Origin of the sequence: Streptomyces sp. NPDC020780, from assembly GCF_044334475.1 — a bacterium.
Taxonomy (GTDB): domain Bacteria; phylum Actinomycetota; class Actinomycetes; order Streptomycetales; family Streptomycetaceae; genus Streptomyces.
Map to the genome: position 1 here is coordinate 736,753 of NZ_JBIRTB010000001.1, position 22,130 is coordinate 758,882.

General features: G+C 68.9%; 24 protein-coding genes and 1 pseudogene. 23 read left to right on the plus strand and 2 right to left on the minus strand.

Annotation, left to right across the window (positions count from 1 at the left end):
- Positions 1-260 precede the first annotated feature (260 nt).
- The 17 genes from ACH4VO_RS03300 (at position 261) to ACH4VO_RS03380 (ending at position 13,202) form a co-directional block, all read left to right on the plus strand.
- Complete coding sequence (locus ACH4VO_RS03300) at positions 261-854, plus strand: hypothetical protein (protein ID WP_014153813.1); 594 nt, start codon at positions 261-263, stop codon at positions 852-854.
- A 155-nt stretch (positions 855-1,009) separates the two neighbouring features.
- Positions 1,010-1,450, plus strand: a complete 441-nt coding sequence (gene rpsP, locus ACH4VO_RS03305; protein ID WP_069170464.1) for a 30S ribosomal protein S16 — start codon at positions 1,010-1,012, stop codon at positions 1,448-1,450.
- Between the two features lie 2 nt (positions 1,451-1,452).
- Positions 1,453-1,692: an RNA-binding protein gene (locus ACH4VO_RS03310; protein ID WP_014153811.1), complete on the plus strand. Its 240-nt coding sequence runs from the start codon at positions 1,453-1,455 to the stop codon at positions 1,690-1,692.
- Positions 1,693-1,797: 105 nt separating this feature from the next.
- Positions 1,798-2,439 (plus strand): ribosome maturation factor RimM, encoded by a 642-nt coding sequence (gene rimM / locus ACH4VO_RS03315; protein ID WP_360997441.1) that lies wholly within the window; start codon positions 1,798-1,800, stop codon positions 2,437-2,439.
- Positions 2,439-3,260: a tRNA (guanosine(37)-N1)-methyltransferase TrmD gene (gene trmD / locus ACH4VO_RS03320; protein WP_360997443.1), complete on the plus strand. Its 822-nt coding sequence runs from the start codon at positions 2,439-2,441 to the stop codon at positions 3,258-3,260. Before rimM ends, trmD begins: the two co-directional genes overlap by 1 nt.
- A 124-nt stretch (positions 3,261-3,384) precedes the next feature.
- A complete protein-coding gene (gene rplS, locus ACH4VO_RS03325) occupies positions 3,385-3,735 on the plus strand; it encodes a 50S ribosomal protein L19 (protein ID WP_069170461.1) in 351 nt (116 codons plus the stop codon).
- A 45-nt stretch (positions 3,736-3,780) separates the two neighbouring features.
- Positions 3,781-4,551: a signal peptidase I gene (gene lepB / locus ACH4VO_RS03330; protein ID WP_360997445.1), complete on the plus strand. Its 771-nt coding sequence runs from the start codon at positions 3,781-3,783 to the stop codon at positions 4,549-4,551.
- Positions 4,544-5,599 carry a signal peptidase I gene (gene lepB / locus ACH4VO_RS03335; protein WP_360997447.1) on the plus strand — a complete coding sequence of 352 codons (1,056 nt, stop codon included), beginning with the start codon at positions 4,544-4,546 and terminating at the stop codon, positions 5,597-5,599. The genes lepB (ACH4VO_RS03330) and lepB (ACH4VO_RS03335) overlap by 8 nt, the downstream gene beginning before the upstream one ends.
- Complete coding sequence (gene lepB, locus ACH4VO_RS03340) at positions 5,520-6,443, plus strand: signal peptidase I (RefSeq protein ID WP_360997477.1); 924 nt, start codon at positions 5,520-5,522, stop codon at positions 6,441-6,443. Before lepB (ACH4VO_RS03335) ends, lepB (ACH4VO_RS03340) begins: the two co-directional genes overlap by 80 nt.
- Before the next feature lie 50 nt (positions 6,444-6,493).
- Positions 6,494-7,288: a signal peptidase I gene (lepB, locus tag ACH4VO_RS03345; protein ID WP_360997449.1), complete on the plus strand. Its 795-nt coding sequence runs from the start codon at positions 6,494-6,496 to the stop codon at positions 7,286-7,288.
- Positions 7,278-7,766, plus strand: coding sequence for an NUDIX hydrolase (locus ACH4VO_RS03350; protein ID WP_360997451.1), 489 nt, complete (start codon positions 7,278-7,280; stop codon positions 7,764-7,766). Before lepB (ACH4VO_RS03345) ends, ACH4VO_RS03350 begins: the two co-directional genes overlap by 11 nt.
- Before the next feature lie 63 nt (positions 7,767-7,829).
- A complete protein-coding gene (locus ACH4VO_RS03355) occupies positions 7,830-8,138 on the plus strand; it encodes a DUF2469 domain-containing protein (RefSeq protein ID WP_005311352.1) in 309 nt (102 codons plus the stop codon).
- Between the two features lie 171 nt (positions 8,139-8,309).
- Positions 8,310-8,669: a YraN family protein gene (locus ACH4VO_RS03360; RefSeq protein ID WP_360997453.1), complete on the plus strand. Its 360-nt coding sequence runs from the start codon at positions 8,310-8,312 to the stop codon at positions 8,667-8,669.
- A complete protein-coding gene (locus ACH4VO_RS03365) occupies positions 8,669-10,291 on the plus strand; it encodes a YifB family Mg chelatase-like AAA ATPase (protein ID WP_360997455.1) in 1,623 nt (540 codons plus the stop codon). Before ACH4VO_RS03360 ends, ACH4VO_RS03365 begins: the two co-directional genes overlap by 1 nt.
- Entirely contained in the window at positions 10,288-11,460 is a 1,173-nt protein-coding gene (gene dprA / locus ACH4VO_RS03370) for a DNA-processing protein DprA (protein WP_360997457.1), read from the plus strand. The genes ACH4VO_RS03365 and dprA overlap by 4 nt, the downstream gene beginning before the upstream one ends.
- A gap of 250 nt (positions 11,461-11,710) precedes the next feature.
- Positions 11,711-12,547: an RNA polymerase sigma factor WhiG gene (gene whiG / locus ACH4VO_RS03375; protein WP_360997459.1), complete on the plus strand. Its 837-nt coding sequence runs from the start codon at positions 11,711-11,713 to the stop codon at positions 12,545-12,547.
- A gap of 97 nt (positions 12,548-12,644) precedes the next feature.
- Positions 12,645-13,202, plus strand: a complete 558-nt coding sequence (locus tag ACH4VO_RS03380) for a helix-turn-helix domain-containing protein (RefSeq protein WP_360997479.1) — start codon at positions 12,645-12,647, stop codon at positions 13,200-13,202.
- A gap of 694 nt (positions 13,203-13,896) precedes the next feature.
- Here the strand turns inward: ACH4VO_RS03380 and ACH4VO_RS03385 are convergent.
- Positions 13,897-14,511 (minus strand): annotated as a pseudogene (locus ACH4VO_RS03385) (peptidoglycan DD-metalloendopeptidase family protein); the annotation flags it as partial.
- A gap of 277 nt (positions 14,512-14,788) precedes the next feature.
- Between ACH4VO_RS03385 and rpsB the strand changes: the two are divergent.
- The 6 genes from rpsB to ACH4VO_RS03415 all read left to right on the plus strand — a co-directional run bounded on the left by rpsB (position 14,789) and on the right by ACH4VO_RS03415 (position 20,125).
- The gene (gene rpsB, locus ACH4VO_RS03390) at positions 14,789-15,733 is read left to right on the plus strand and encodes a 30S ribosomal protein S2 (protein ID WP_360997460.1); all 945 of its coding nucleotides are present in this window, start codon (positions 14,789-14,791) and stop codon (positions 15,731-15,733) included.
- A gap of 101 nt (positions 15,734-15,834) precedes the next feature.
- Positions 15,835-16,671, plus strand: coding sequence for a translation elongation factor Ts (tsf, locus tag ACH4VO_RS03395; RefSeq protein WP_360997462.1), 837 nt, complete (start codon positions 15,835-15,837; stop codon positions 16,669-16,671).
- Positions 16,672-16,831: 160 nt separating this feature from the next.
- The gene (gene pyrH / locus ACH4VO_RS03400) at positions 16,832-17,608 is read left to right on the plus strand and encodes a UMP kinase (RefSeq protein WP_360997464.1); all 777 of its coding nucleotides are present in this window, start codon (positions 16,832-16,834) and stop codon (positions 17,606-17,608) included.
- A 115-nt stretch (positions 17,609-17,723) separates the two neighbouring features.
- Positions 17,724-18,281 carry a ribosome recycling factor gene (gene frr, locus ACH4VO_RS03405; protein ID WP_031100531.1) on the plus strand — a complete coding sequence of 186 codons (558 nt, stop codon included), beginning with the start codon at positions 17,724-17,726 and terminating at the stop codon, positions 18,279-18,281.
- Positions 18,281-19,369 carry a phosphatidate cytidylyltransferase gene (locus ACH4VO_RS03410; RefSeq protein ID WP_360997467.1) on the plus strand — a complete coding sequence of 363 codons (1,089 nt, stop codon included), beginning with the start codon at positions 18,281-18,283 and terminating at the stop codon, positions 19,367-19,369. Before frr ends, ACH4VO_RS03410 begins: the two co-directional genes overlap by 1 nt.
- A 303-nt stretch (positions 19,370-19,672) precedes the next feature.
- Positions 19,673-20,125, plus strand: a complete 453-nt coding sequence (locus ACH4VO_RS03415; RefSeq protein WP_360997469.1) for a hypothetical protein — start codon at positions 19,673-19,675, stop codon at positions 20,123-20,125.
- A gap of 869 nt (positions 20,126-20,994) precedes the next feature.
- Here the strand turns inward: ACH4VO_RS03415 and ACH4VO_RS03420 are convergent.
- The coding region (locus ACH4VO_RS03420; RefSeq protein WP_398440854.1) for a tyrosine-type recombinase/integrase at positions 20,995-22,130 on the minus strand (1,136 nt) is incomplete at its 5' end.

Sequence of the window (22,130 nt, forward strand, 5' to 3'; positions counted from 1 at the left end):
CCCCCGCGCGCCGGGTAGGGTCGGTAGGGGGCGTCGTCGAGGACCTGCCGACGGACCTTCTACGCCCGGGTGCGTACGCCACGGACTCCCAGGTGCGTACAGCACGCTACGTACCGCCTTGGTGGGAGCTGTGTGACTTCTCCGCAGATCTGGTCACCCGCCCTCGTCCGGACCCATCAACGGCAACTGACTGGTACGTGCAAATTATTTGGGATGCCCCGGAATAGGAACACCGGAGCAGTCAGGCTCGTTGTCACGACGTGAGCACGACACCACCTGTACTTGCCGCAGAGCTGGCACAGGCGTGGGCCGACATTCAGCGGTACCACCCCGAGCTGCCCGATCTTGCCGCGCCAGAGTCCCTGATCGGAGAATCCTCGTCCGCCTGTGGCGCCGAGCTCTCCTTCGAACGACTGCTCCACGAGGCAGTCCACGGCATCGCCGCCGCGAGAGGGGTCCGGGACACCTCCCGGGCCGGCCGCTACCACAACCGACGCTTCCTCGCGATCGCCGAGGAGCTGGGCCTCGATCATGCCGAGGAGCCCCATCCCAGTAGCGGATTCTCGTTGGTGACGCTGAATCCCGAGGCCAAACGCAGATACCGTCCGACCGCGGAACGGCTGCAGCGCGCGCTCAAGGCGCACACCGTGGCCACCGCCGCGGACACCAAGCGCTCCTTCCGTGGCCCCGCCGCCCGGCACGGGTCCTCCGGAGGGGGCGTGCGGGTGAAGGCCGTCTGCGACTGCGGGCGCAACGTCCGGGTCGTCCCGTCGGTCCTCGCCCAGGCGCCGATCGTCTGCGGGGGGTGCGGCAAGCCCTTCCGGATCCCCGAAGGGGCGGTCGCGGTGGGGTGATCCGATGTGGTGTGGCACAATGGTCAGCTGTACTCGACAGTCGCACAGGACCCCTCTCTCCTCCGGCTGACGCGTCCATCGGGCACCCGAGTACCGCAACCCCACGTGGCATCTTTTGTGCCCAACCACGTCAGAGACCAGGAGACACCACTTCCGTGGCAGTCAAGATCAAGCTGAAGCGTCTGGGCAAGATCCGTTCGCCTCACTACCGCATCGTCGTCGCCGACTCCCGTACCCGCCGTGACGGCCGGGCCATCGAGGAGATCGGCCTGTACCACCCGGTGCAGAACCCCTCGCGCATCGAGGTCAACTCGGAGCGCGCGCAGTACTGGCTGTCCGTCGGCGCCCAGCCGACCGAGCCGGTTCTCGCGATCCTGAAGCTCACCGGTGACTGGCAGGCCCACAAGGGCCTTCCGGCCCCCGCGCCGCTGCTGCAGCCGGAGCCCAAGGCCGACAAGCGTGCCCTGTTCGAGGCCCTGAACACGGACGGCGACGAGGCCAAGGGTGAGGCCATCACCCAGAAGGCCAAGAAGTCGGACAAGAAGGCGGACGAGGCGGCCGACGCTGCCGCGTCCACCGAGTCGACCGAGGCCTGAGCATGCTCGAGGAGGCTCTTGAGCACCTCGTGAAGGGCATCGTCGACAACCCCGACGATGTGCAGGTCGCCTCGCGTGACCTGCGCCGTGGACGGGTGCTGGAGGTCCGGGTCCACCCCGACGACCTCGGCAAGGTGATCGGCCGTAACGGCCGCACCGCGCGCGCCCTGCGTACCGTCGTGGGTGCCATCGGCGGACGTGGTATCCGGGTCGACCTCGTCGATGTGGACCAGGTTCGCTGAAAGAGTTGAACACCGGCCGGGGCCGGGGAGGGCTTTCGAGCCGTCCCCGGCCTTTGTCGTCCGTACATCACCGCCTCCTCAGTACATGATCAACGGGAGAACAGCGTGCAGTTGGTAGTGGCGCGGATCGGTCGCGCCCACGGCATCAAGGGCGAGGTCACCGTCGAGGTGCGCACCGACGAGCCCGAGCTCCGGCTCGGGCCCGGGGCCGTCCTGGCCACGGAACCGCCGGAGACCGGGCCCCTGACGATCGAGACGGGGCGGGTGCACAGCGGCAGGCTGCTGCTGCGCTTCGAGGGCGTACGCGACCGTACGGCCGCCGAGGCACTCCGCAACACCCTGCTGATCGCCGAGGTGGACCCGGCCGAACTGCCGGAGGACCCCGAGGAGTTCTACGACCACCAGCTGATGGACCTCGACGTGGTGCTCGCGGACGGCACGGAGATCGGCCGGATCACCGAGATCACCCATCTGCCCTCCCAGGACCTGTTCATCGTGGAGCGCCCGGACGGAAGCGAGGTGATGATCCCGTTCGTCGAGGAGATCGTCACCGAGATCGACCTCGAGGAGCAGCGGGCCGTCATCACCCCGCCGCCCGGTCTGATCGACGAGAGCGAGGCCGTGGTCGCCTCCGCGCGTGACGTTGAGAGCGAGGACGGGTCTTCCGGAGGGGCGGACGGCGGGCCTTCCGGCTCGCTGCCGGGCGAGGCTTCGGCTTCCGGCGAGGCGAAACAGGGTGACGCGTGATGCGGCTCGACGTCGTCACGATCTTCCCCGAGTACCTGGAACCGCTGAACGTCTCGCTCGTCGGCAAGGCGCGCGCCGGCGGCCGTCTCGACGTGCACGTCCACGACCTGCGGGACTGGACGTACGACCGGCACAACACCGTGGACGACACCCCGTACGGCGGCGGCCCCGGCATGGTCATGAAGACCGAGCCCTGGGGTGAGGCCCTGGACGACGTCCTGGCCGACGGGTACGAGGCCGGCGCGCACGGCCCGGTCCTCGTGGTTCCCACACCCAGCGGGCGGCCCTTCACCCAGGAACTGGCCGTCGCGCTGTCCGAGCGGCCGTGGCTGGTCTTCGCCCCCGCCCGGTACGAGGGCATCGACCGCCGCGTGATGGACGAGTACGCCACCAGGATGCCCGTCGTGGAGGTGTCCATCGGGGATTACGTCCTGGCGGGCGGGGAAGCGGCCTGCCTGGTGATCACCGAGGCCGTGGCCAGGCTGCTGCCCGGAGTCCTGGGCAACGCCGAGTCGCACCGGGACGACTCCTTCGCGCCCGGAGCCATGGCCGACCTGCTGGAGGGGCCCGTCTACACGAAGCCGCCCAGGTGGCGCGGCCGCGGGGTCCCGGACGTGCTGCTCAGCGGCCATCACGGCCGTATCGCCCGGTGGCGCCGGGACGAGGCCTTCCGCCGTACCGCCCTCAACAGGCCCGATCTCATCGAGCGGTGCGAGGCGGCCGGCTTCGACAAGAAGGATCGCGAGATCCTCTCCATCCTCGGCTGGTCGCCGGAGCCCGGCGGGCGATTTTGGCGCAGGCCCGAGGCCGTGGAAGAATAGGTCCGCTGTGCGTCCGGTGTGCGCCCCTGCCACAGGGGGAAAGCCGCCCGCCCGAGGTGATCAGCATCCGAACCTCACTCTCTCCCGTCGATGACCTGTGGCATCGGCGAAGAAAGCAGACAACATGACTTCCCTGCTCGATGGCGTCAACGCCGCCTCGCTCCGTACCGACCTCCCGGCGTTCCGCCCCGGTGACACGGTCAACGTCCACGTGCGCGTGATCGAGGGCAACCGCTCCCGTATCCAGCAGTTCAAGGGCATCGTCATCCGCCGTCAGGGCTCGGGCGTCAGCGAGACCTTCACGGTCCGCAAGGTCTCCTTCAGCGTCGGCGTCGAGCGCACGTTCCCGGTGCACAGCCCGATCTTCGAGAAGATCGAGCTCGTCACCCGCGGTGACGTCCGTCGCGCCAAGCTTTACTTCCTCCGTGAGCTGCGCGGCAAGGCCGCGAAGATCAAGGAGAAGCGCGACCGCTGATTCACCTCCGGCGTCCACAGCGCGGCCGGATAGGATGCGGCCCCGATGGACACGGAAGCACAGCACACGGAGCGCGATCGCTCCTCCTGCCCCGCCGAGGGACAGGAGGAGGGGTCGCGCTCCACGCATGTCCCGGAGCGCTTCCCCGCGTCGACGTCCTGGAGCCGGGCCGCCTTCCTCGGCGCGCTCACCACGGGCGCTCTGCTCCTCTTCAGCGCGTTCGTGCTGCAGCCCTTCCTCATTCCCAGTGGCTCGATGGAGCCCACGCTGCGGGTCGGGGACCGCCTGCTCGTCAACAAACTGGCGTACCGTTTCGGCTCCGAGCCGGAACGCGGTGACGTGATCGTCTTCGACGGCACAGGCTCCTTCGTGCGGGAGCCGCCTGCGGAGAACCCCGTCATCGCGCTGCTGAGCGGAGCGGCCGCCTCCCTGGGGCTGACCGAGCCCGCCGAGACCGACTTCGTGAAGCGGGTGGTGGGCGTGGGGGGCGACCGGGTGGTCTGCTGCGACAGGCAGGGGAGGCTCCAGGTGAACGGCAGCGCGCTGGACGAGGACTATCTGCAGCCGGGCGACAGGCCGTCCGACGTGCCCTTCGACATCGTGGTCCCCGACGGCACGCTGTGGATGATGGGCGATCACCGGAGCAGGTCCCGGGACTCCCGTGACCACCTGGGGCAGCCCGGCGGCGGCATGGTGCCCGTCGACCAGGTGATCGGGCGGGTGGACTGGCTCGGCTGGCCGATCGGTAGGCTCGGCTCCCTCGCCGGGACCGACGCCTTCGCCGGCGTACGGCCCACGGGCGCCGGACATGGGTAACCGGGGCCGCAGGCGCGGAGCGCCGGAGACGGACCTACCGCTGCCCGACGGATCGCGGCCCACCGCCACCCGCTCGCTGCCGACCAGGGCCGAGCGCCGCAGACTGGCCCGCAAGGTGAAGCGCCGCAGGCGCCGGTCCGCGCTCAGGGAGATCCCCCTCCTCATCCTGGTGGCCCTGGTGATCGCACTGGTGCTCAAGACCTTCCTCGTCCAGGCCTTCGTGATCCCTTCCGGATCGATGGAGCAGACCATCCGGATCGGGGACCGGGTGCTGGTGGACAAGCTGACGCCGTGGTTCGGCTCCGAACCTCAGCGTGGTGACGTCGTGGTCTTCAAGGACCCCGGCGGGTGGCTGCCCAAGGAGGAAGCCCCCACGGGGAAGCCGCCGGCCGGTATCGCACAGGCCGAGCAACTGCTGACCTTCATCGGGTTGCTGCCCTCCGACGACGAGCAGGACCTGATCAAGCGGGTGGTGGCCGTCGGCGGCGACACCGTCAAGTGCTGCGGAGCGGACGGCAGGGTCACGGTCAACGGCACGGCGCTCGACGAGCCGTACCTGCATCCGGACAGCGGGCCGTCCACTCTCCAATTCGAGGTAAAGGTTCCACCGGGCCGGATCTTCGTCATGGGCGACCACCGGTCCAATTCCGCCGACTCGCGCTTCCACCTCGACGACCCGGGCAACGGCACGGTCTCCCAGGACGAGGTCGTGGGCCGGGCCGTCGTCATCGCCTGGCCGTTCGCCCACTGGCGCAGGCTGGAGGAGCCCGCGACGTACGCATCGGTCCCGGACGGGCGCGCCGGGACGACGGCGGCCCCCGGCCCGTCGAATAGTGTGTCCTCCCAGGATCGCAACGGATCGGTCCTGCTCCCGACCCCTGCGGAACTCCCGCTCGTTATGGGAGTGGTGGGCCTGCGCCGGTTCTGGCGCGGGCGGTGGCACGGAGTGAGGAGTGGATGTGGGGGATTTGGCGGTCGGCGCACGATCCGGACACGACGGGCCCGAGGACCGGCCTTCGAACGGCGGGGAACCGGATGCGGCGGGTGACGGCGGCTCCGCGGGCGGTGCCTTCCCGCCGGGTGAGGACCCGGGCGGCGACTCCTCGGGAGACGCCGGTTCCGCGCAACGCAGGCCGCGTTCGTTCTGGAAGGAACTGCCGCTCCTCATCGGTATCGCGCTCGTACTCGCACTGCTGATCAAGACGTTCCTGGTACAGGCGTTCTCGATCCCCTCGGACTCCATGCAGAACACGCTGCAGCGGGGTGACCGGGTGCTGGTGGACAAGCTGACGCCGTGGTTCGGCTCGGAGCCGGAGCGCGGCGAGGTCGTCGTCTTCCACGACCCGGGAGGCTGGCTCGAGGACACCGCGACGCCGGAGCCCAACGCGGTGCAGAAGTTCCTGAGCTTCATCGGGCTGATGCCGTCCGCGGAGGAGAAGGACCTGATCAAGCGGGTCATCGCGGTGGGCGGCGACACCGTGGAGTGCAAGAAGAACGGGCCCGTGACGGTCAACGGCAAGGCGCTGGACGACAAGTCGTTCATCTTCGAGGGCAACAGTGCGTGCGACGACCAGCCGTTCGGGCCGATCCACGTGCCCGAGGGACGGATCTGGGTGATGGGCGACCACCGTCAGAACTCCCTGGACTCCCGGTACCACCAGGAGCTTCCGGGACAGGGCACCGTCTCCACGGACGAGGTGGTGGGCCGGGCCATCGTCATCGCCTGGCCGGTGAACCGCTGGGCGACCCTGCCGGTCCCGAGCACCTTCGACCAGCCGGGCCTGAACGCGGCTGCCGCTGCCGCCGTGCCGGTTGCACTCGGTGCGGCCGGAGCGCTTCCCCTCGTGCTCCGGCGTCGCCGGAGGCTGACCGGCGGGCGTACCGCCGGGTAGGGTTCCCCCTCGGATCAGCGATTGTCGATCTCCGATGGGGGAGCGCTGGGATGAGCGGAACAGGACGTACGGGAGAGGGCCACGGCCGGCTCGGCAACACGTTGTCGAACCTGGCCGTGGCCCTCGGCTGTGTGCTCTTCCTCGGCGGCTTCGCCTGGGGAGCGGTGGTGTACAAGCCGTACACGGTGCCGACCGGGTCGATGACGCCCACGGTGAACGCCGGGGACCGGGTGCTCGCGGAGCGCGTGGACGGCGACGAGGTGCGCCGCGGTGACGTGGTCGTCTTCACGGACAAGACCTGGGGCGACGTACCGATGGTGAAGAGAGTCGTCGGCGTGGGCGGCGACAAGGTCGCCTGCTGCGACAGCGAAGGCCGTCTCACGATCAACGGCACACCCATCGAGGAGCCGTATCTGCACGTGTGGGGCGGCGAGGGCGCCGGCCGGGCCGGCGACGGGAAGACGGCCGGGAAGGGCAGCCCGGCCTCGGGCCAGGACTTCACGGCGGAGGTGCCCGACGGGCAGCTCTTCCTGCTCGGGGACGAGCGCGGCGAATCACTCGACTCCCGGGTGCACCTGGCGGATCCGGGTCAGGGCTCGGTGCCGCGCAGCGCCGTGGAGGCCCGGGTCGACGCGGTGGCCTGGCCCATGAACGGCATGATCGACCGGCCCGCGGCCTTCGCCGCCCTGCCCGGCGGGGTGTCCTCCGGCGGTCCGCTGCCGCTGCAGCTCGGCGCGCTGGGAGTGGGCCTGCTGCTCATCCTGGGCGGAGCCGCCCACGGACCGCTCACGGCCCGTTCGGCACGCGGGAAGAAGCGGCCCGGGGTGTCCACCGGTGCTCACTGAGACGCGCAGGGTCGCACGGATCGTGCTCCTGGATCCCGAGGACCGGGTCCTGCTGCTGCACGGCTTCGAGCCCGCGGATCCGGCGACGACCTGGTGGTTCACGCCGGGCGGAGGCATGGAGGGCGAGGAGAGCCGGGAGGAGGCGGCGCTGCGCGAGCTCGCCGAGGAGACCGGGATCACGGACGTCGCCCTCGGGCCCGTGCTGTGGACGCGCGTCTGTTCGTTCCCCTTCGACGGGCGTCGCTGGAACCAGGACGAGTGGTACTTCCTGGCCCGGACGACCCACACCGCCACCCACCGGAGAGGCCTCACCGAACTGGAGCGGCGCAGCATCGCCGGTCTGAGGTGGTGGACCTCCGCCGAACTCTCCGCGACGCGTGAGACGGTGTATCCGACCAGGCTCGCCGAGCTGCTGCGCACGCTGCTGGACGAGGGGCCCCCGCGCGTTCCGCTGGTTCTCGCCCCGGAAATCGTCTAATCGGCCAGGGGTGTGTGAGGCTGGCGCACAATAGGGGGACGCACGGCTGAAGGGGAACATGCCATGAGCGCCGAGGACCTCGAGAAGTACGAGACCGAGATGGAGCTGAAGCTCTACCGGGAGTACCGCGATGTCGTCGGTCTGTTCAAATACGTGATCGAGACCGAACGGCGCTTCTACCTCACCAACGACTACGAGATGCAGGTGCACTCGGTCCAGGGTGAGGTCTTTTTCGAGGTTTCCATGGCGGACGCGTGGGTCTGGGACATGTACCGGCCCGCCAGGTTCGTCAAGCAGGTCCGGGTCCTCACGTTCAAGGACGTGAATATCGAGGAGCTCAACAAGAGCGACCTCGAACTGCCGGGCAGCTGATCGGCGGCGGTACCGCCTTGTCGGCGGTACCGCACTGCCGGCTGTGCTGTGCAGTCCCGACGCCGTTTCACTCGTCCGGGCGGCCGTGATATCCACAACGACCGGGTTGTCCACCAAGATCCAACAGATCGGGCGGGGCGCGTCAGAGTCGGTGCCGGAGGTGGTGCCGAAATGAACGCACGGACGGCACTCGGGCGGTACGGCGAGGATCTGGCGGCGCGGCTGCTGACCGACGCCGGAATGGCCGTACTGGACCGTAACTGGCGCTGTCGCGCCGGGGAGATCGACATCGTCGCGAGAGACGGTGACGCGGTGGTCGTCTGCGAGGTGAAGACCCGCAGGGCGGCCTCCTTCGAACAGCCCATGGAGGCCGTCACCCCGGCCAAGGCGGACCGGCTGCGCCGACTTGCCGAGATCTGGCTGGACCGGCACGGGGGTCCGCCGCCCGGCGGCGTCCGGATCGACCTGGTCGGCGTGGTCCTGCCCAGGCGCGGAGGCCCTGTCACGGAGCATGTGCGGGGCGTGGCCTGATGGGGTTCGCGCGAGCGTGTTCGGTGGCGCTCGTGGGAGTCGAGGGCGTGGTGGTGGAGGTCCAGGCCGATCTGGAGCCGGGCGTCGCCGCCTTCACGTTGGTCGGCCTGCCGGACAAGAGTCTCGTGGAGAGCCGGGACCGGGTCAGGGCGGCCGTCGTCAACTCCGGGGCCGAGTGGCCGCAGAAGAAGCTCACCGTGGGACTGTCCCCGGCCTCCGTACCCAAGGCCGGTTCGGGCTTCGATCTCGCCGTGGCGTGCGCCGTGCTGGGCGCGGCGGAGCGGATCGATCCGGCGGCCATCGCCGATGTGGTGATGATCGGGGAGCTGGGCCTGGACGGGCGGGTGCGGCCGGTGCGCGGGGTGCTGCCCGCGGTGCTCGCGGCCGCCGAGGCGGGGTACGAACACGTCGTCGTGCCTGAACAGACCGCGGGCGAGGCCGCGCTCGTCCCAGGCGTATCGGTCCTCGGCGTGCGCAGCCTGCGACAGCTGATCGCGGTGCTCGGCGACGAGCCGGTGCCCGACGAGCCGGCCGCACGGCGGGGCCGGCCCGACACCATGGTGGCCGGACTGCTGGTGCCGGGCGCGGGTATCGGGACGGGGCTCACGCCGCCCGGCGGGCAGGGGGCGGGGCACCGCCCGGACCTGGCCGACGTCGCGGGTCAGGTGAGGGCCCGCAAGGCCCTGGAGGTCGCGGCGGCGGGCGGGCACCATCTGCTGCTCTCCGGGCCGCCCGGGGCGGGCAAGACGATGCTGGCCGAACGCATCACGGCGATCCTGCCACCGTTGACCCAGCGGGAGTCCCTCGAAGTGACGGCGGTGCACTCGGTGGCGGGCATCCTCCCACCGGGTGAACCCCTGGTGGGCAGAGCGCCCTACTGCGCACCGCACCACTCGGCGACGATGCAGTCGCTCATCGGCGGGGGCAACGGGCTGCCGAGACCGGGCGCGGTCTCGCTGGCGCACCGGGGTGTGCTGTTCCTGGACGAGGCTCCCGAATTCTCGGGGCGTGCGTTGGACGCCCTGCGCCAGCCCCTGGAATCCGGGCACGTCGTGGTCGCACGCGCCGCGGGTGTGGTGCGGCTGCCCGCGCGCTTCCTGATGGTGCTGGCCGCGAACCCCTGTCCGTGCGGCAGACACAGCCTGGCCGGTGCGGGGTGTGACTGCCCGCCGTCCGCGATCCGCCGCTATCAGGCGCGGCTCTCCGGGCCGTTGCTCGACCGGGTGGATCTGCGGGTCGAGGTCGAGCCGGTCAGCCGGGCCGACCTGATGGGACACGGCGGCCGGGGCGAGTCCTCGGCCGTGGTCGCCGCCCGGGTGCTGGAGGCCAGGGCGCGGGCTGCGGACCGGCTCGCCGGCACCCCGTGGACCACGAACAGCGAGGTTCCCGGCCATGAGCTGCGGACCCGGCTGATCGCGGCGCCCGGGGCGCTGATGGCGGCCGAACGGGACATGGAGCGGGGGATCCTCACGGCCCGCGGCCTGGACCGGGTCCTGCGGGTGGCGTGGACGGTCGCGGATCTGAGGGCCGCCGACCGCCCGGACGCCTCCGACATCGCGGTTGCGCTGGAGTTGCGGACGGGACTGCACCGGGGCGTTCCGATGAGGGCGGGCACCTCGTGAACGGCCCGCCGGCCGGTATCGAGGGGGACCGGCGGGCGCGAGTCGCCCTGACCCGCGTGTTCGAGCCGGGGGACGAGCGTGGGGGCCGCTGGCTCCGGGAGATCGGGCCGGTGGAGCTGATGCGGCGTCTCATGAGTGGAGACGGATCGGCGCGGACGCTGAAGGGCATGACCGAGCCACGGCTGGCCGGTTACCGACTGCGGGCCGCGACGGCCGATCCGGTGCGGGACCTCGCGCACGTGGCCGCGGTGGGCGGGCGATTCGTCTGCCCCGGCGACGGCGAGTGGCCGAGCCAGCTCGACGACCTGGGCGACGCGCGGCCGATCGGACTCTGGGTGCGGGGCGGGGCCGACCTGCGCCTCTGGGCGCTGCGGTCGGTCGCGGTGGTCGGAGCACGGGCCTGCACACCGTATGGGGCGCACATGGCGGCCACACTCGGTGCCGGTCTGGCCGAGCGCGGCTGGGTGGTGGTCTCGGGCGCGGCGTTCGGGGTGGACGGCGCCGCCCACCGGGGGGCGCTCGCCGCCGGCGGGGCGACCATGGCGGTGCTCGCCTGCGGCGTGGACGTCGCGTATCCCAGGGGCCACGCCGAACTGATCGGGCGCATCGCGGAACAAGGCATCGTCATGGGTGAGTTGCCGCCCGCGGACCACCCGACGCGCAGCAGGTTCATCCTCCGCAACCGGGTGATCGCCGCGCTCACGCGAGGCACCGTCGTGGTGGAGGCCGAGTACCGCAGCGGTTCGCTGGTCACCGCGAGGAACGCGCAGCGCCTGGGGCGCTTCACCATGGGAGTTCCCGGCCCGGCGACCAGTGGCCTGTCCGCCGGGGTCCACGAACTGCTCCGCGGGGAGGGCGTTCTGGTCACCGATGCCGCCGAGATCGCCGAACTGGTGGGGGAGATCGGTGATCTCGCACCGGAGAGGCGCGGCCCCGTCCTGCCCCGCGACCTGCTGGACGACCTCTCCGCGCAGGTTCTCGACGCCCTGCCGCGGAAGGGTTCCATGGGCGGTCGCGACGTCGCCCGGACAGCCGGTACCTCGACGGACGAAGCCCTCGGCCGGTTGTACGAACTGCACTCACTGGGGTTCGTCGAACGCGAGGGCGACGGATGGCGGTTGACGCAGGTACCCCTTCGGGCGGAGGACATGCGGCGAGGCGGTACTTGACCTCGGGCATTCGGGTGAAAAGGTGATGCCTTGACCCGGGTGGTATCCGCTCGGGCCTCCGGCACCGGCGGGCGCGGTGACGTCCCGTGCCGTCAGCCGTGTCCGGCAGTGCGGGAAATGTGGGGGAAACGCACCGCGCGGATCCCTTGTCCCGTGCTCACCGCAACAACTCAGTCACGCTACGCTCACAAGGAATTCGACCCCAGAGACACGTCCCAGCACTCCACAGCAGAACGGCTCAAGGCACCACATGCCCCAGCACACCTCCGGGTCTGACCGCGCGGCAGTTCCACCGGCTGCGCGTGGCACTGTGCGCCCTCCCGCCCCTTCCTCGCTCGACGAGTTGTGGCGTTCGTACAAGACCACCGGAGACGAGCGGCTGCGGGAGCAGCTGATTCTTCACTACTCACCGCTCGTGAAGTACGTCGCCGGCCGGGTGAGTGTGGGACTGCCGTCCAACGTGGAGCAGGCCGACTTCGTCTCCTCGGGGGTCTTCGGGCTGATCGACGCCATCGAGAAGTTCGACATCGAGCGCGCCATCAAGTTCGAGACGTACGCGATCACGAGGATCCGCGGCGCGATGATCGACGAACTGCGGGCGCTGGACTGGATCCCGCGGTCCGTCCGGCAGAAGGCGCGCAACGTGGAACGCGCCTACGCCACGCTGGAGGCACGGCTGCGGCGCACGCCCTCGGAGAGCGAGGTAGCCGCGGAGATGGGCATCGCCCTGGAGGATCTGCACGCCGTTTTCAGCCAGTTGTCCCTCGCCAATGTGGTGGCGCTGGAGGATCTCCTGCATGTCGGCGGCGAGGGCGGCGACCGGCTGAGCCTCATGGACACCCTCGAGGACACCGCCGCCGACGATCCCGTCGAGGTCGTCGAGGGGCGGGAGCTCAGACGGCTGCTGGCCCGCGCCATCAACACGCTCCCCGAACGGGAGAAGACCGTCGTCACCCTCTACTACTACGAGGGCCTCACCCTCGCCGAGATCGGCAACGTCCTCGGCGTCACCGAGAGCCGGGTCAGTCAGATCCACACCAAGTCGGTGCTCCAGCTCCGGGCGAAACTGGCCGACGCCGGACGCTGATCCGGGGCGGGTTCGGCCATCCGGTGGTGGACGCGCACCCCCCTTCGAACACCTGCCGCCGTAGAGTGGTGGGGTGCCCAGGATTCGAGCGGCCTCCGTGGCCGAGCACCGGACCATGCAGCGCGGCGCCCTCCTGGACGCCGCACGCTCCCTGCTGTCCGAGGGCGGCACGGAGGCGCTGACCTTCCCCGCCCTCGCCGAGCGCACGGGGCTCGCCAGGTCCTCCGTCTATGAGTACTTCCGTTCCCGTGCGGCGGTGGTCGAGGAGCTCTGCGCCGTCGACTTCCCCGTATGGGCCGCCGAGGTCGAGAACGCGATGGCGCGGGCGGTCAGGCCCGAGGGAAAGATCGAGGCGTACGTCCGCAAGCAGCTGGAGCTCGTCGGGGACCGGCGGCACCGGGCTGTCGTCGCCATCTCCGCGAGCGAGCTGGACGCCGGAGCGCGGGAGAGGATCCGGGCCGCGCACGGCGGGCTGATCGCCATGATCGTCGAGGCGCTGGCCGCCCTCGGCCACGCGGAGCCCAGGCTGGCGGCCATGCTGCTGCAGGGCTCGGTGGACGCAGCGGTGCGCCGGATCGAGCTGGGTGCGGCGGAGGAGCCGGGTGTGGTCGCGGATACGGCTGTGGCGATGATCCTGCGCGGCGTCCGGGGCTGACGCAGCGAGCCGGGAACCTCTTGCCCTGCGACCCGGGGGACGCCTCGCCCTGCCACCCGGGAGCCTCGTCGTACCACCGCTCCCGGTGAGGCCTGGCTGATCTCCGGAACCGGGCGTAGTGAGCAGTGCAGTCGGCTGCTGCCTGCCCGGGCCGTTGTCTCTCCGTGCCGGCGATGTGCCTGTTCTTCGGGCAGCTGCACGAAGAGGTTTCGCGGCTGCTGGGCGAGGGGTTCGGGAGCGGGCGTTCGTGTACCCGCCGTATCCGTGCCCGCCGGACCCGCAAGCCGGCCGTGGTCCCCCATGCCGGCAGGACCGGCCGAAATCCACCGGGTCCGCGAGATCTTCCGTACCCAGCGGGAACTGCTGGGTACGTCCGTCCATCCAACCGTCCGGCCGTCCGTGAGCGCGTCCGTCCAACCGTCCAACCGTCCGTGCGTCCGTGCGTCCGTCCAACCGTCCGGCAAGTGTGCGGCGTGCGCCGCGTGAATCGCGCGGGTTTCGGTGCGCTCTCGCGTACCTGTGCGGCTTCGGGCGATGCGGCCGCAGGGGGCCCGGGTTCGGGCAGCGGCACGCCGACCACCGGCAGCAGCCGGGAGGGGCCCCGTCGCAGCAGCGACGGCGGGAGCATCGACAGGGGATCAAGGTAGACCTCACCCCGCCGCAGTCCCCAGTGCAGACAGCCCGTGGCGCAGTGGGAGGGACCGGGGCCGACCGCACCCACCACCTGACCCGCGGCCACCGTGTCGCCCTTCCCGACCCCGGGCCTGACCGGCTCGTACGTGAAGCGCAGCGGCGGCTCCCCGCTGCCGGACACCTCGACCGAGACCACCCCGCGTCCCGCGACCGGCCCCGCGAACAGGACCCGGCCCGGGCCGGCAGCCAGTACGGCGGTGCCCGGACGGGCTGCGAGGTCGACCCCGCGGTGGCCAGGCCCGTACGGACCGGCCGGCGGTTCCCAGCCCCGTACGACGAGGGGCCGGCCCGCCAGCGGCCATGACCGGTCGCCGTCCGGTAGGGGCCCTGGTGCAGGCAGCCCGGGAGTGGACGCGGACGCGTATCTGGGGACGGGAGTGGGCGCGGACGCATATCCCGGCACGGGTACAGACACCGGCACCGACACAGGCGCCGGTGGCGCGGTGGGTCCGCCGGCTGCCGACTGCCCCGGCAGCGACGCGGGCGTGCCCGGCACCGGCCCCACCACCAGCACCAGGAGCAGGACCGGGAGCAGGATCAGGGAGGCCGGCGAGGTCCGCAGGGCCGGCCCTGCGGACCGGGGCCGGCGACGGGGCGTCTCGGGTGTGCGGCGCATGACCGAACGATGCCCCCGCGACCGCCACCGCGGGGATCACGGCCCGGATCTGTGGACAACCGACCGCTTGTGGACATCGTCGTCACCCGGCACCCGGCGGGTCCCGTACACTTCTTCTGGCGATCCGGGTCACCGGGTCGACTTCGCACGCCCCGCCACCTCCCTCTCAGCGGACGGTGGCCGCGCTCCTCGGTCCCTTGTGGCACGGCGCGTCGGGGCGTCAGGCGCGACAGCAATCCTGCGGTCGCGACAACCGAGTACCTCAAGGAGTACGGCCATGGCCGTCGTCACAATGCGGGAGCTGCTGGAAAGCGGCGTCCACTTCGGTCACCAGACCCGTCGCTGGAACCCGAAGATGAAGCGGTTCATCTTCACCGAGCGCAACGGCATCTACATCATCGACCTGCTCCAGTCGCTGTCGTACATCGACCGCGCCTACGAGTTCGTCAAGGAGACCGTCGCCCACGGCGGCTCCATCATGTTCGTGGGTACGAAGAAGCAGGCCCAGGAGGCCATCGCCGAGCAGGCGACGCGGGTCGGCATGCCGTATGTCAACCAGCGCTGGCTCGGTGGCATGCTCACCAACTTCTCCACCGTCTACAAGCGCCTTCAGCGTCTGAAGGAGCTCGAGCTCATCGACTTCGAGGACGTGGCCGCCTCGGGCCTCACCAAGAAGGAGCTCCTGGTCCTCTCCCGCGAGAAGGCCAAGCTGGAGAAGACCCTCGGTGGTATCCGGGAGATGCAGAAGGTGCCCAGCGCCGTCTGGATCGTCGACACCAAGAAGGAGCACATCGCCGTCGGTGAGGCGCGCAAGCTCCACATCCCGGTCGTCGCGATCCTCGACACCAACTGCGACCCCGACGAGGTCGACTACAAGATTCCGGGCAACGACGACGCGATCCGCTCCGTCACCCTGCTCACCCGCGTGATCGCCGACGCCGTCGCCGAGGGCCTCATCGCCCGTTCCGGTGCCGCCACCGGTGACTCGAAGCCGGGCGAGAAGGCTGCCGGCGAGCCCCTCGCCGAGTGGGAGCGCGACCTGCTCGAGGGCGAGAAGAAGGACGACGCCGAGGTCCAGTCCTCGGTCGAGACCGAGAAGGACGCCGACGCCGACGCCGCGCCGGCCGCCATCGCCGCCGAGCAGGCCGAGGCCGCCACCGAGGCTCCGGCCGCCGAGGCTCCCGCGGCCGAGGCTCCGGCCGCCGACGCCGAGCAGGCCTGACACCCGTCAGTCACGGCTTAAGACGGCGGGGGCCGGTGCGCAGGCATCGCCCCCGCCGTCCACCCGTAGATCTTTCAGACTTCGAGAGAGAACACAGACTCATGGCGAACTACACCGCCGCTGACGTCAAGAAGCTCCGCGAGCTCACCGGCGCCGGCATGATGGACTGCAAGAAGGCGCTCGACGAGGCCGACGGCAACGTCGACGGCGCCGTCGAGGCGCTCCGTATCAAGGGCCAGAAGGGCGTCGCCAAGCGCGAGGGCCGTTCCGCCGAGAACGGTGCCGTCGTCTCCCTCATCTCCGAGGACAAGACGTCCGGCGTCCTGCTCGAGCTGAAGTGCGAGACGGACTTCGTCGCCAAGGGCGAGAAGTTCCAGAACGTGGCCAACACGCTCGCCGCCCACGTCGCCGCGACCTCCCCGGCCGACATCGAGACGCTCCTCGCGTCCGAGATCGAGGCCGGCAAGACCGTCCAGGCGTACGTGGACGAGGCCAACGCCAACCTCGGCGAGAAGATCGTCCTGGACCGCTTCGCGCAGTTCACCGGCGGTTACGTGGCTGCGTACATGCACCGCACGATGCCCGACCTCCCGCCGCAGGTCGGCGTCCTTGTCCAGCTGGACAAGGAGAACGCCGAGGTCGCCAAGGACGTCGCGCAGCACATCGCCGCCTTCGCCCCGAAGTACCTCAACCGCGACGAGGTCCCGGCCGAGACGGTCGAGAACGAGCGTCGTGTCGCCGAGGCCACCTCGCGCGAGGAGGGCAAGCCCGAGGCCGCACTGCCCAAGATCGTCGAGGGTCGCGTCAACGGCTTCTTCAAGGAGGTCGTCGTCCTCGAGCAGGCCTTCGCCAAGGACAACAAGAAGTCGGTCCAGAAGGTTCTGGACGAGGCCGGTGTCAGCCTGACGCGCTTCTCGCGCATCAAGGTCGGCATCTGAGTCCGTCCGCGAACAACGGTGGACCCGGACAGGGTCCGGTGCAGTCGTCGGCCGCACTCATGCCGTACGACCGCAGATCTGACGAGGAGGCCATTGCCGCTGTAGGGACGACAGACCCACCGGCAATGGCCTTCTTCGTATGTGCACGAGGAGAATCTCCATGAACAAGGGCGCGGACGCCACACAGGGTGACCACAAGCGCGACGACGGCAAGGTTTCCGGACGCTTCATGCTGAAGCTGTCCGGTGAGGCGTTCGCCGGCGGCGGGGGTCTCGGTGTCGACCCCGACGTCGTGCACGCCATCGCCCGCGAGATCGCCGCGGTCGTACGCGACGGCGCGGAGATCGCGATCGTCATCGGCGGCGGCAACTTCTTCCGTGGCGCCGAGCTCCAGCAGCGGGGTATGGACCGGGCGCGGTCCGACTACATGGGCATGCTCGGCACGGTCATGAACTGCCTCGCGCTGCAGGACTTCCTGGAGAAGGAAGGCATCGACTCCCGCGTCCAGACGGCCATCACGATGGGCCAGGTCGCGGAGCCGTACATCCCGCTCCGGGCCGTCAGGCACCTGGAGAAGGGCCGCGTCGTGATCTTCGGCGCCGGTATGGGCATGCCGTACTTCTCCACCGACACGACCGCTGCCCAGCGCGCCCTGGAGATCGACGCCGAGGCGCTGCTGATGGGGAAGAACGGGGTGGACGGGGTCTACGACTCCGACCCCCGGACCAACCCCGCGGCGGTGAAGTTCGACGCCCTGGAGTACGGCGAGGTGATCGCCCGCGATCTCAAGGTCGCCGACGCCACGGCCATCACCCTCTGCCGTGACAACCAGCTGCCGATCCTCGTATTCGAGCTGACGGCGGAGGGCAATATCGCACGCGCGGTCAAGGGTGAGAAGATCGGCACGCTCGTGAGCGACGAGAGCACCAGGGCCTGACGGCCCGCAGGATGGACAACGGCCTGCCGGTCGGACACCGTGCAGGTGAGGACGCGACGCAGGATCCGCAGGACCCGACGATGCCGGGTCCACCCAAGACACGCAGGAGCACGTGGTGATCGAAGAAATCCTCCTCGAGGCCGAGGAGAAGATGGAGAAGGCCGTCGTCGTCGCCAAAGAGGACTTTGCCGCGATCCGTACGGGCCGTGCGCACCCGGCGATGTTCAACAAGATCGTCGCCGACTACTACGGCGCGCTGACCCCGATCAACCAGCTCGCCTCGTTCTCGGTCCCCGAGCCGCGGATGGCCGTGGTGACCCCGTTCGACAAGACCGCGCTGCGCAACATCGAGCAGGCGATCCGGGACTCCGACCTGGGCGTCAACCCGAGCAACGACGGCAACATCATCCGGGTGACGTTCCCCGAGCTCACGCAGGACCGTCGCAAGGAGTACATCAAGGTCGCCAAGACCAAGGCCGAGGACTCCAAGATCTCGATCCGCTCCATCCGCCGCAAGGCCAAGGAGTCGCTCGACAAGCTCGTCAAGGACAAGGAGTCCGGCGAGGACGAGGTCCGTCGCGCGGAGAAGGAGCTCGACGACACCACCGCGAAGTACGTCGCGCAGGTGGACGAGCTGCTCAAGCACAAGGAAGCCGAGCTGCTCGAAGTCTGATGAACGACTCTTCCTGGGGCGCCCCGCAGGGAGCCGGTTCCTGGCGCGCTCCCGAGATGGGGGGCGCCCCGGCGGGTCCTGCATACGATGTGCACGGCGCCCAGCAGACTCGGCCCATGCCCATCGTGCCGGACGGTCCCGACGCAGGTAGAGACGCTCACGACCGCGATGACCGGAACGGGGACGCCGCACGCGTCAGCGGCCCCTTGTTCCGTGACGAGATGCCGCAGGTACCCATGTCCAGCCCCTCGCAGCCGCCCACGCCGCCGAAGAAGCGTGCGGGACGTGATCTGCGTGCCGCCATAGGGGTCGGTGTCGGTCTCGGCGCGGTCGTCGCCGGCTCGCTGTTCGTCGTGAAGGCCGTCTTCGTCGGCGTGATCGTGCTGGCGGTGGTGGTCGGCCTCTGGGAGCTCACCTCGCGACTCAAGGAGCGCAAGGGGATCAACGCCCCCCTCGTCCCGCTCGCCGTCGGCGGTGCCGCCATGGTCGTCGCCGGCTACGTGGGGGAGGCGGAGGGCGCCTGGATCGCCATGGCGCTCACGACCCTCGCGGTGCTCGTCCGGCGGATGACAGAGCCGCCCGACGGCTACCTCAAGGACGTCACGGCCGGTGTCTTCGCCGTGTTCTACGTGCCGTTCCTGGCCACGTTCGTCGCCATGATGCTCACCTCGGACGACGGTCCGTGGCGGGTGCTGACCTTCCTCCTGCTCACCGTGGTCAGCGACACGGGTGCGTACGCCGTCGGCTGGCGCTTCGGTACGCACAAGCTCGCCCCCCGCATCAGCCCGGGCAAGACTCGCGAGGGCCTGCTCGGCGCGGTGGCCTTCGCCATGGCCGCCGGCGCGCTGTGCATGGAGTTGCTGATCGACGACGGCAGGTGGTGGCAGGGGCTGCTGCTGGGCCTGGCCGTCGCCGTCAGCGCCACCCTCGGGGACCTCGGCGAGTCCATGATCAAGCGCGATCTCGGGATCAAGGACATGGGCACGCTGCTGCCCGGCCACGGCGGCATCATGGACCGCCTCGACTCGCTCCTGCCGACGGCTCCGGTGGTCTGGCTGCTGCTGGTGCTGTTCGTGGGATCCGGCTGAGACCACCGGTCGCACCCCGTCCCACCTGGTTGTTCTCGAGCGAGGGTCCGTCGTCCACAGGGCGGCGGGCCCTCGCTCCTCTGTCTGCGACACTGGATGAACCATGCCTAAGCCCGGAGAACTGGTACGTAGTTGGCCTTGAAGTGCCCCTGACCTGCGTGTTCAACACGAACAAGCGGTGTTGTCCAGCGTCGGGGCCGTCTGTGGGCCGTCTCTGTGCTGGATCCTCACGATGTTTCCAGGCGTCGCCCGCTTTCTCACAAGTGGCCCACCATCACGGCGAGCATTGCGTAATATCACGCTATGGCAACTTCGCTGAGCGTCCGGCGGATCGATCCGCTCTACTCAACAGTCCCAGGCAGTTCGGCCCGTGATGTAGTTGTGCTCCCCCGGGGCTACGTCTCTGGGGCTCCCCGGTACCACGACACCACTCTGGATCTTGTCAAAGCACTGAAGTTCGAAGGCCTCGACGCCTCCTTCGCCCATGATTCTGACGAGCGGCAGTGGTTGGGGGAGAAGAGCCACCTTCAGTACGCGATTGATGCGGTCATCGGGATTCTTTCCGCTGGCGCTTATGACGGGATTAGGCTGCTCTTGCGGAGGCGTCACGCTAGTTCGCCTGTGCGCCTGCGCCTTACACGTCAGAATGCGGACGGTTCGCAGGAGTGGTATGAACTTGAAGGCGCAGGGGAGGATGTGGCTGAAGCGGTTGGACAGTTGAGCCCGCAGTCTGATGACCCTGAACTTTCTGAATAAAGCGGCGATACCATGGACTCTAAACCCAACCGGTCTGTGCGCGTGGATGCCCCCGATGCGCCCGAGGAAGGTAGCGACGCTGGTCCAGCCGCTGACTTGCAGCAGGCGCACCTTGAGGCCGAGATCCGAGCGCATAGGCGGCGAGCGAAGCAGGCGTTTAGGGATGCGCAACGCCTGGTTGCCAAGGATAAGGTGAGGGCATCGGCTGCGATCAAGGCTGCTTTGCTCTCTGCGGCACGAGCCTTTTGGTGGGCCGAAGATAGCGAAATGGAAGAACAGCAGCATCGCCTCATGCATGAGATAGGAAAATGGAAGCATAAGGCGCTTGGCTGCGCTCTCTCCTTTAGTGAGGGAAATTATTCACAAAGGTGTCCAGTTGCTATTGCCCATAAGCGAATGGGTATTTCGATTGGGTTTACTGCAACTCGCTTCTGTTCGATCTGTCGCGAGGATGTTTCTTCTGATAGATGTCTGCATTTCAGGGATCGAAGCTACTGGGTTCGAGGCGGGGCCGATGCGACCGGGCCCTGTCGCGTTTGCAGTGGAAAGGAATGCAAGCATCGGCACGATACGCTCTATCGAGCACGAGTGGTTTACGTGGTCGATGAAAGATCTGGCATGCAAGGTCATGAGGTAAGTATCGTCAGGAAACCTGCTTACCCTGACTCGCGTTTTGTTGAAATGCCTATCGAAATTGATGATCTCGCGGGGGCGTTTGGCCCCAATTTTTTGCCTGGAGTGCGTGTTTCTTGTGACCAATGCCTTTCGTGCCCTGGTTTCGTAGAGTTTCCGCCTGATTTGTAGATTCCTGGTCGCGGCTGCTCGCCCTCCATTTCTGGAAAGCGAGCAGCCGCTTTCTCGTCGGTCGCCTAATCGCCCAGGACTGAATTCATTGTTTCCCGGGTTCGCTTGCTGCTGATCGGCAGCAGGTGAGCGTACACGCGCAGGGTCAGGGCCGGGTCGGTGTGTCCGAGATACTCGCTGACAGCCCTGATGCTCTCGCCTGCGTCCAAGAGAGTGGAAGCGTAGAAATGTCGAAGGGCGTGCATTCCATGCTCTCTCGCCGACGGGTACGGAATCCCTTTTTGAGGCTTTGAGATGATGCCTGCCGAGGCGAGGGCTGGTTTCCATTCCTGAATGTTGAAGTTGCTCCGCCAAACGACTCCGGATGCCGTGTTCGTGAACAGGAGCCGAGCCGTCACCCTAGGGCCGTCAGGCCTCCGCCAAGGCAGGGTGACCTGGACCGGCTTGCAGGTGTCCATATGTACGCGTAGGGCCTCGGCTACGAATGATGGCAGTGGTACGTCTCGTTCCTTCGAGCACTTTGGAGGGGCAAATACTGCCGCGCCTCGGATCAGCTTCACTTGGCGTACGATCCTCAGCAGCCCAGCTTCGAAATCGATCGCGTCCTCAGCCAGTCCCACGATCTCGCCCTGTCGGAGTCCGCAGCCAGCACCTGCGTCCACCATGGTGCGATAGCGCTCAGGAAGGGCTTGGCGGACCGCCTGAACCTGTGAGGGCAGCCACGGAATGACCCGCCGTCGTTCGACCGACGGCGGGCGCACGGACTTCGCGGAGCACGGGTTGCGGGGGAGGAGTCCGTCGTCCACGGCTGCACTCAGTACGGCTCGAACGTCGCCGTAGATGTTGCGTGCGTACGCCCCGCTCACTCCCGGGTTGGCCTCAAGGGCGCTCACCAGGTCGCGAAGGTGTTCCGGCCGGAAGGAGTCGAGCGGGCGCGACCCGAGGACGGGGAAGGCGTGCAGGCGTAGCCGTTGCTCGGTGACGATTTGGCTCGACAGGTCCGCGCTGTGCGCCCTGAGCCACTTTTCGGCGTAGCCCTTGAACGTGACCCGGGCTGCGCGCGGGTCGATGTACTGGCCCCGGGACATGTCGGAGGCGACGTTCGTTAGCCTCGCGCTTTCACGAGGTGGGCTGTCCAGTGGTTGATCAGAAACGCAGAAAGTGCCTCTGACCAGCAAGAATGAGGATTGTCGAGGTCCTT

What these genes read in the sequence shown, in the direction of transcription:
- ACH4VO_RS03310 (WP_014153811.1), top strand. Translation starts at nt 1,453, where the DNA reads ATGCTCGAGGAGGCTCTTGAGCACCTCGTGAAGGGCATCGTCGACAAC.
- trmD (WP_360997443.1), top strand. Translation starts at nt 2,439, where the DNA reads ATGCGGCTCGACGTCGTCACGATCTTCCCCGAGTACCTGGAACCGCTG.
- rplS (WP_069170461.1), top strand. Translation starts at nt 3,385, where the DNA reads ATGACTTCCCTGCTCGATGGCGTCAACGCCGCCTCGCTCCGTACCGAC.
- lepB (WP_360997445.1), top strand. Translation starts at nt 3,781, where the DNA reads ATGGACACGGAAGCACAGCACACGGAGCGCGATCGCTCCTCCTGCCCC.
- lepB (WP_360997447.1), top strand. Translation starts at nt 4,544, where the DNA reads ATGGGTAACCGGGGCCGCAGGCGCGGAGCGCCGGAGACGGACCTACCG.
- lepB (WP_360997449.1), top strand. Translation starts at nt 6,494, where the DNA reads ATGAGCGGAACAGGACGTACGGGAGAGGGCCACGGCCGGCTCGGCAAC.
- ACH4VO_RS03355 (WP_005311352.1), top strand. Translation starts at nt 7,830, where the DNA reads ATGAGCGCCGAGGACCTCGAGAAGTACGAGACCGAGATGGAGCTGAAG.
- ACH4VO_RS03360 (WP_360997453.1), top strand. Translation starts at nt 8,310, where the DNA reads ATGAACGCACGGACGGCACTCGGGCGGTACGGCGAGGATCTGGCGGCG.
- ACH4VO_RS03365 (WP_360997455.1), top strand. Translation starts at nt 8,669, where the DNA reads ATGGGGTTCGCGCGAGCGTGTTCGGTGGCGCTCGTGGGAGTCGAGGGC.
- whiG (WP_360997459.1), top strand. Translation starts at nt 11,711, where the DNA reads ATGCCCCAGCACACCTCCGGGTCTGACCGCGCGGCAGTTCCACCGGCT.
- rpsB (WP_360997460.1), top strand. Translation starts at nt 14,789, where the DNA reads ATGGCCGTCGTCACAATGCGGGAGCTGCTGGAAAGCGGCGTCCACTTC.
- tsf (WP_360997462.1), top strand. Translation starts at nt 15,835, where the DNA reads ATGGCGAACTACACCGCCGCTGACGTCAAGAAGCTCCGCGAGCTCACC.
- pyrH (WP_360997464.1), top strand. Translation starts at nt 16,832, where the DNA reads ATGAACAAGGGCGCGGACGCCACACAGGGTGACCACAAGCGCGACGAC.
- ACH4VO_RS03410 (WP_360997467.1), top strand. Translation starts at nt 18,281, where the DNA reads ATGAACGACTCTTCCTGGGGCGCCCCGCAGGGAGCCGGTTCCTGGCGC.
- ACH4VO_RS03415 (WP_360997469.1), top strand. Translation starts at nt 19,673, where the DNA reads ATGGCAACTTCGCTGAGCGTCCGGCGGATCGATCCGCTCTACTCAACA.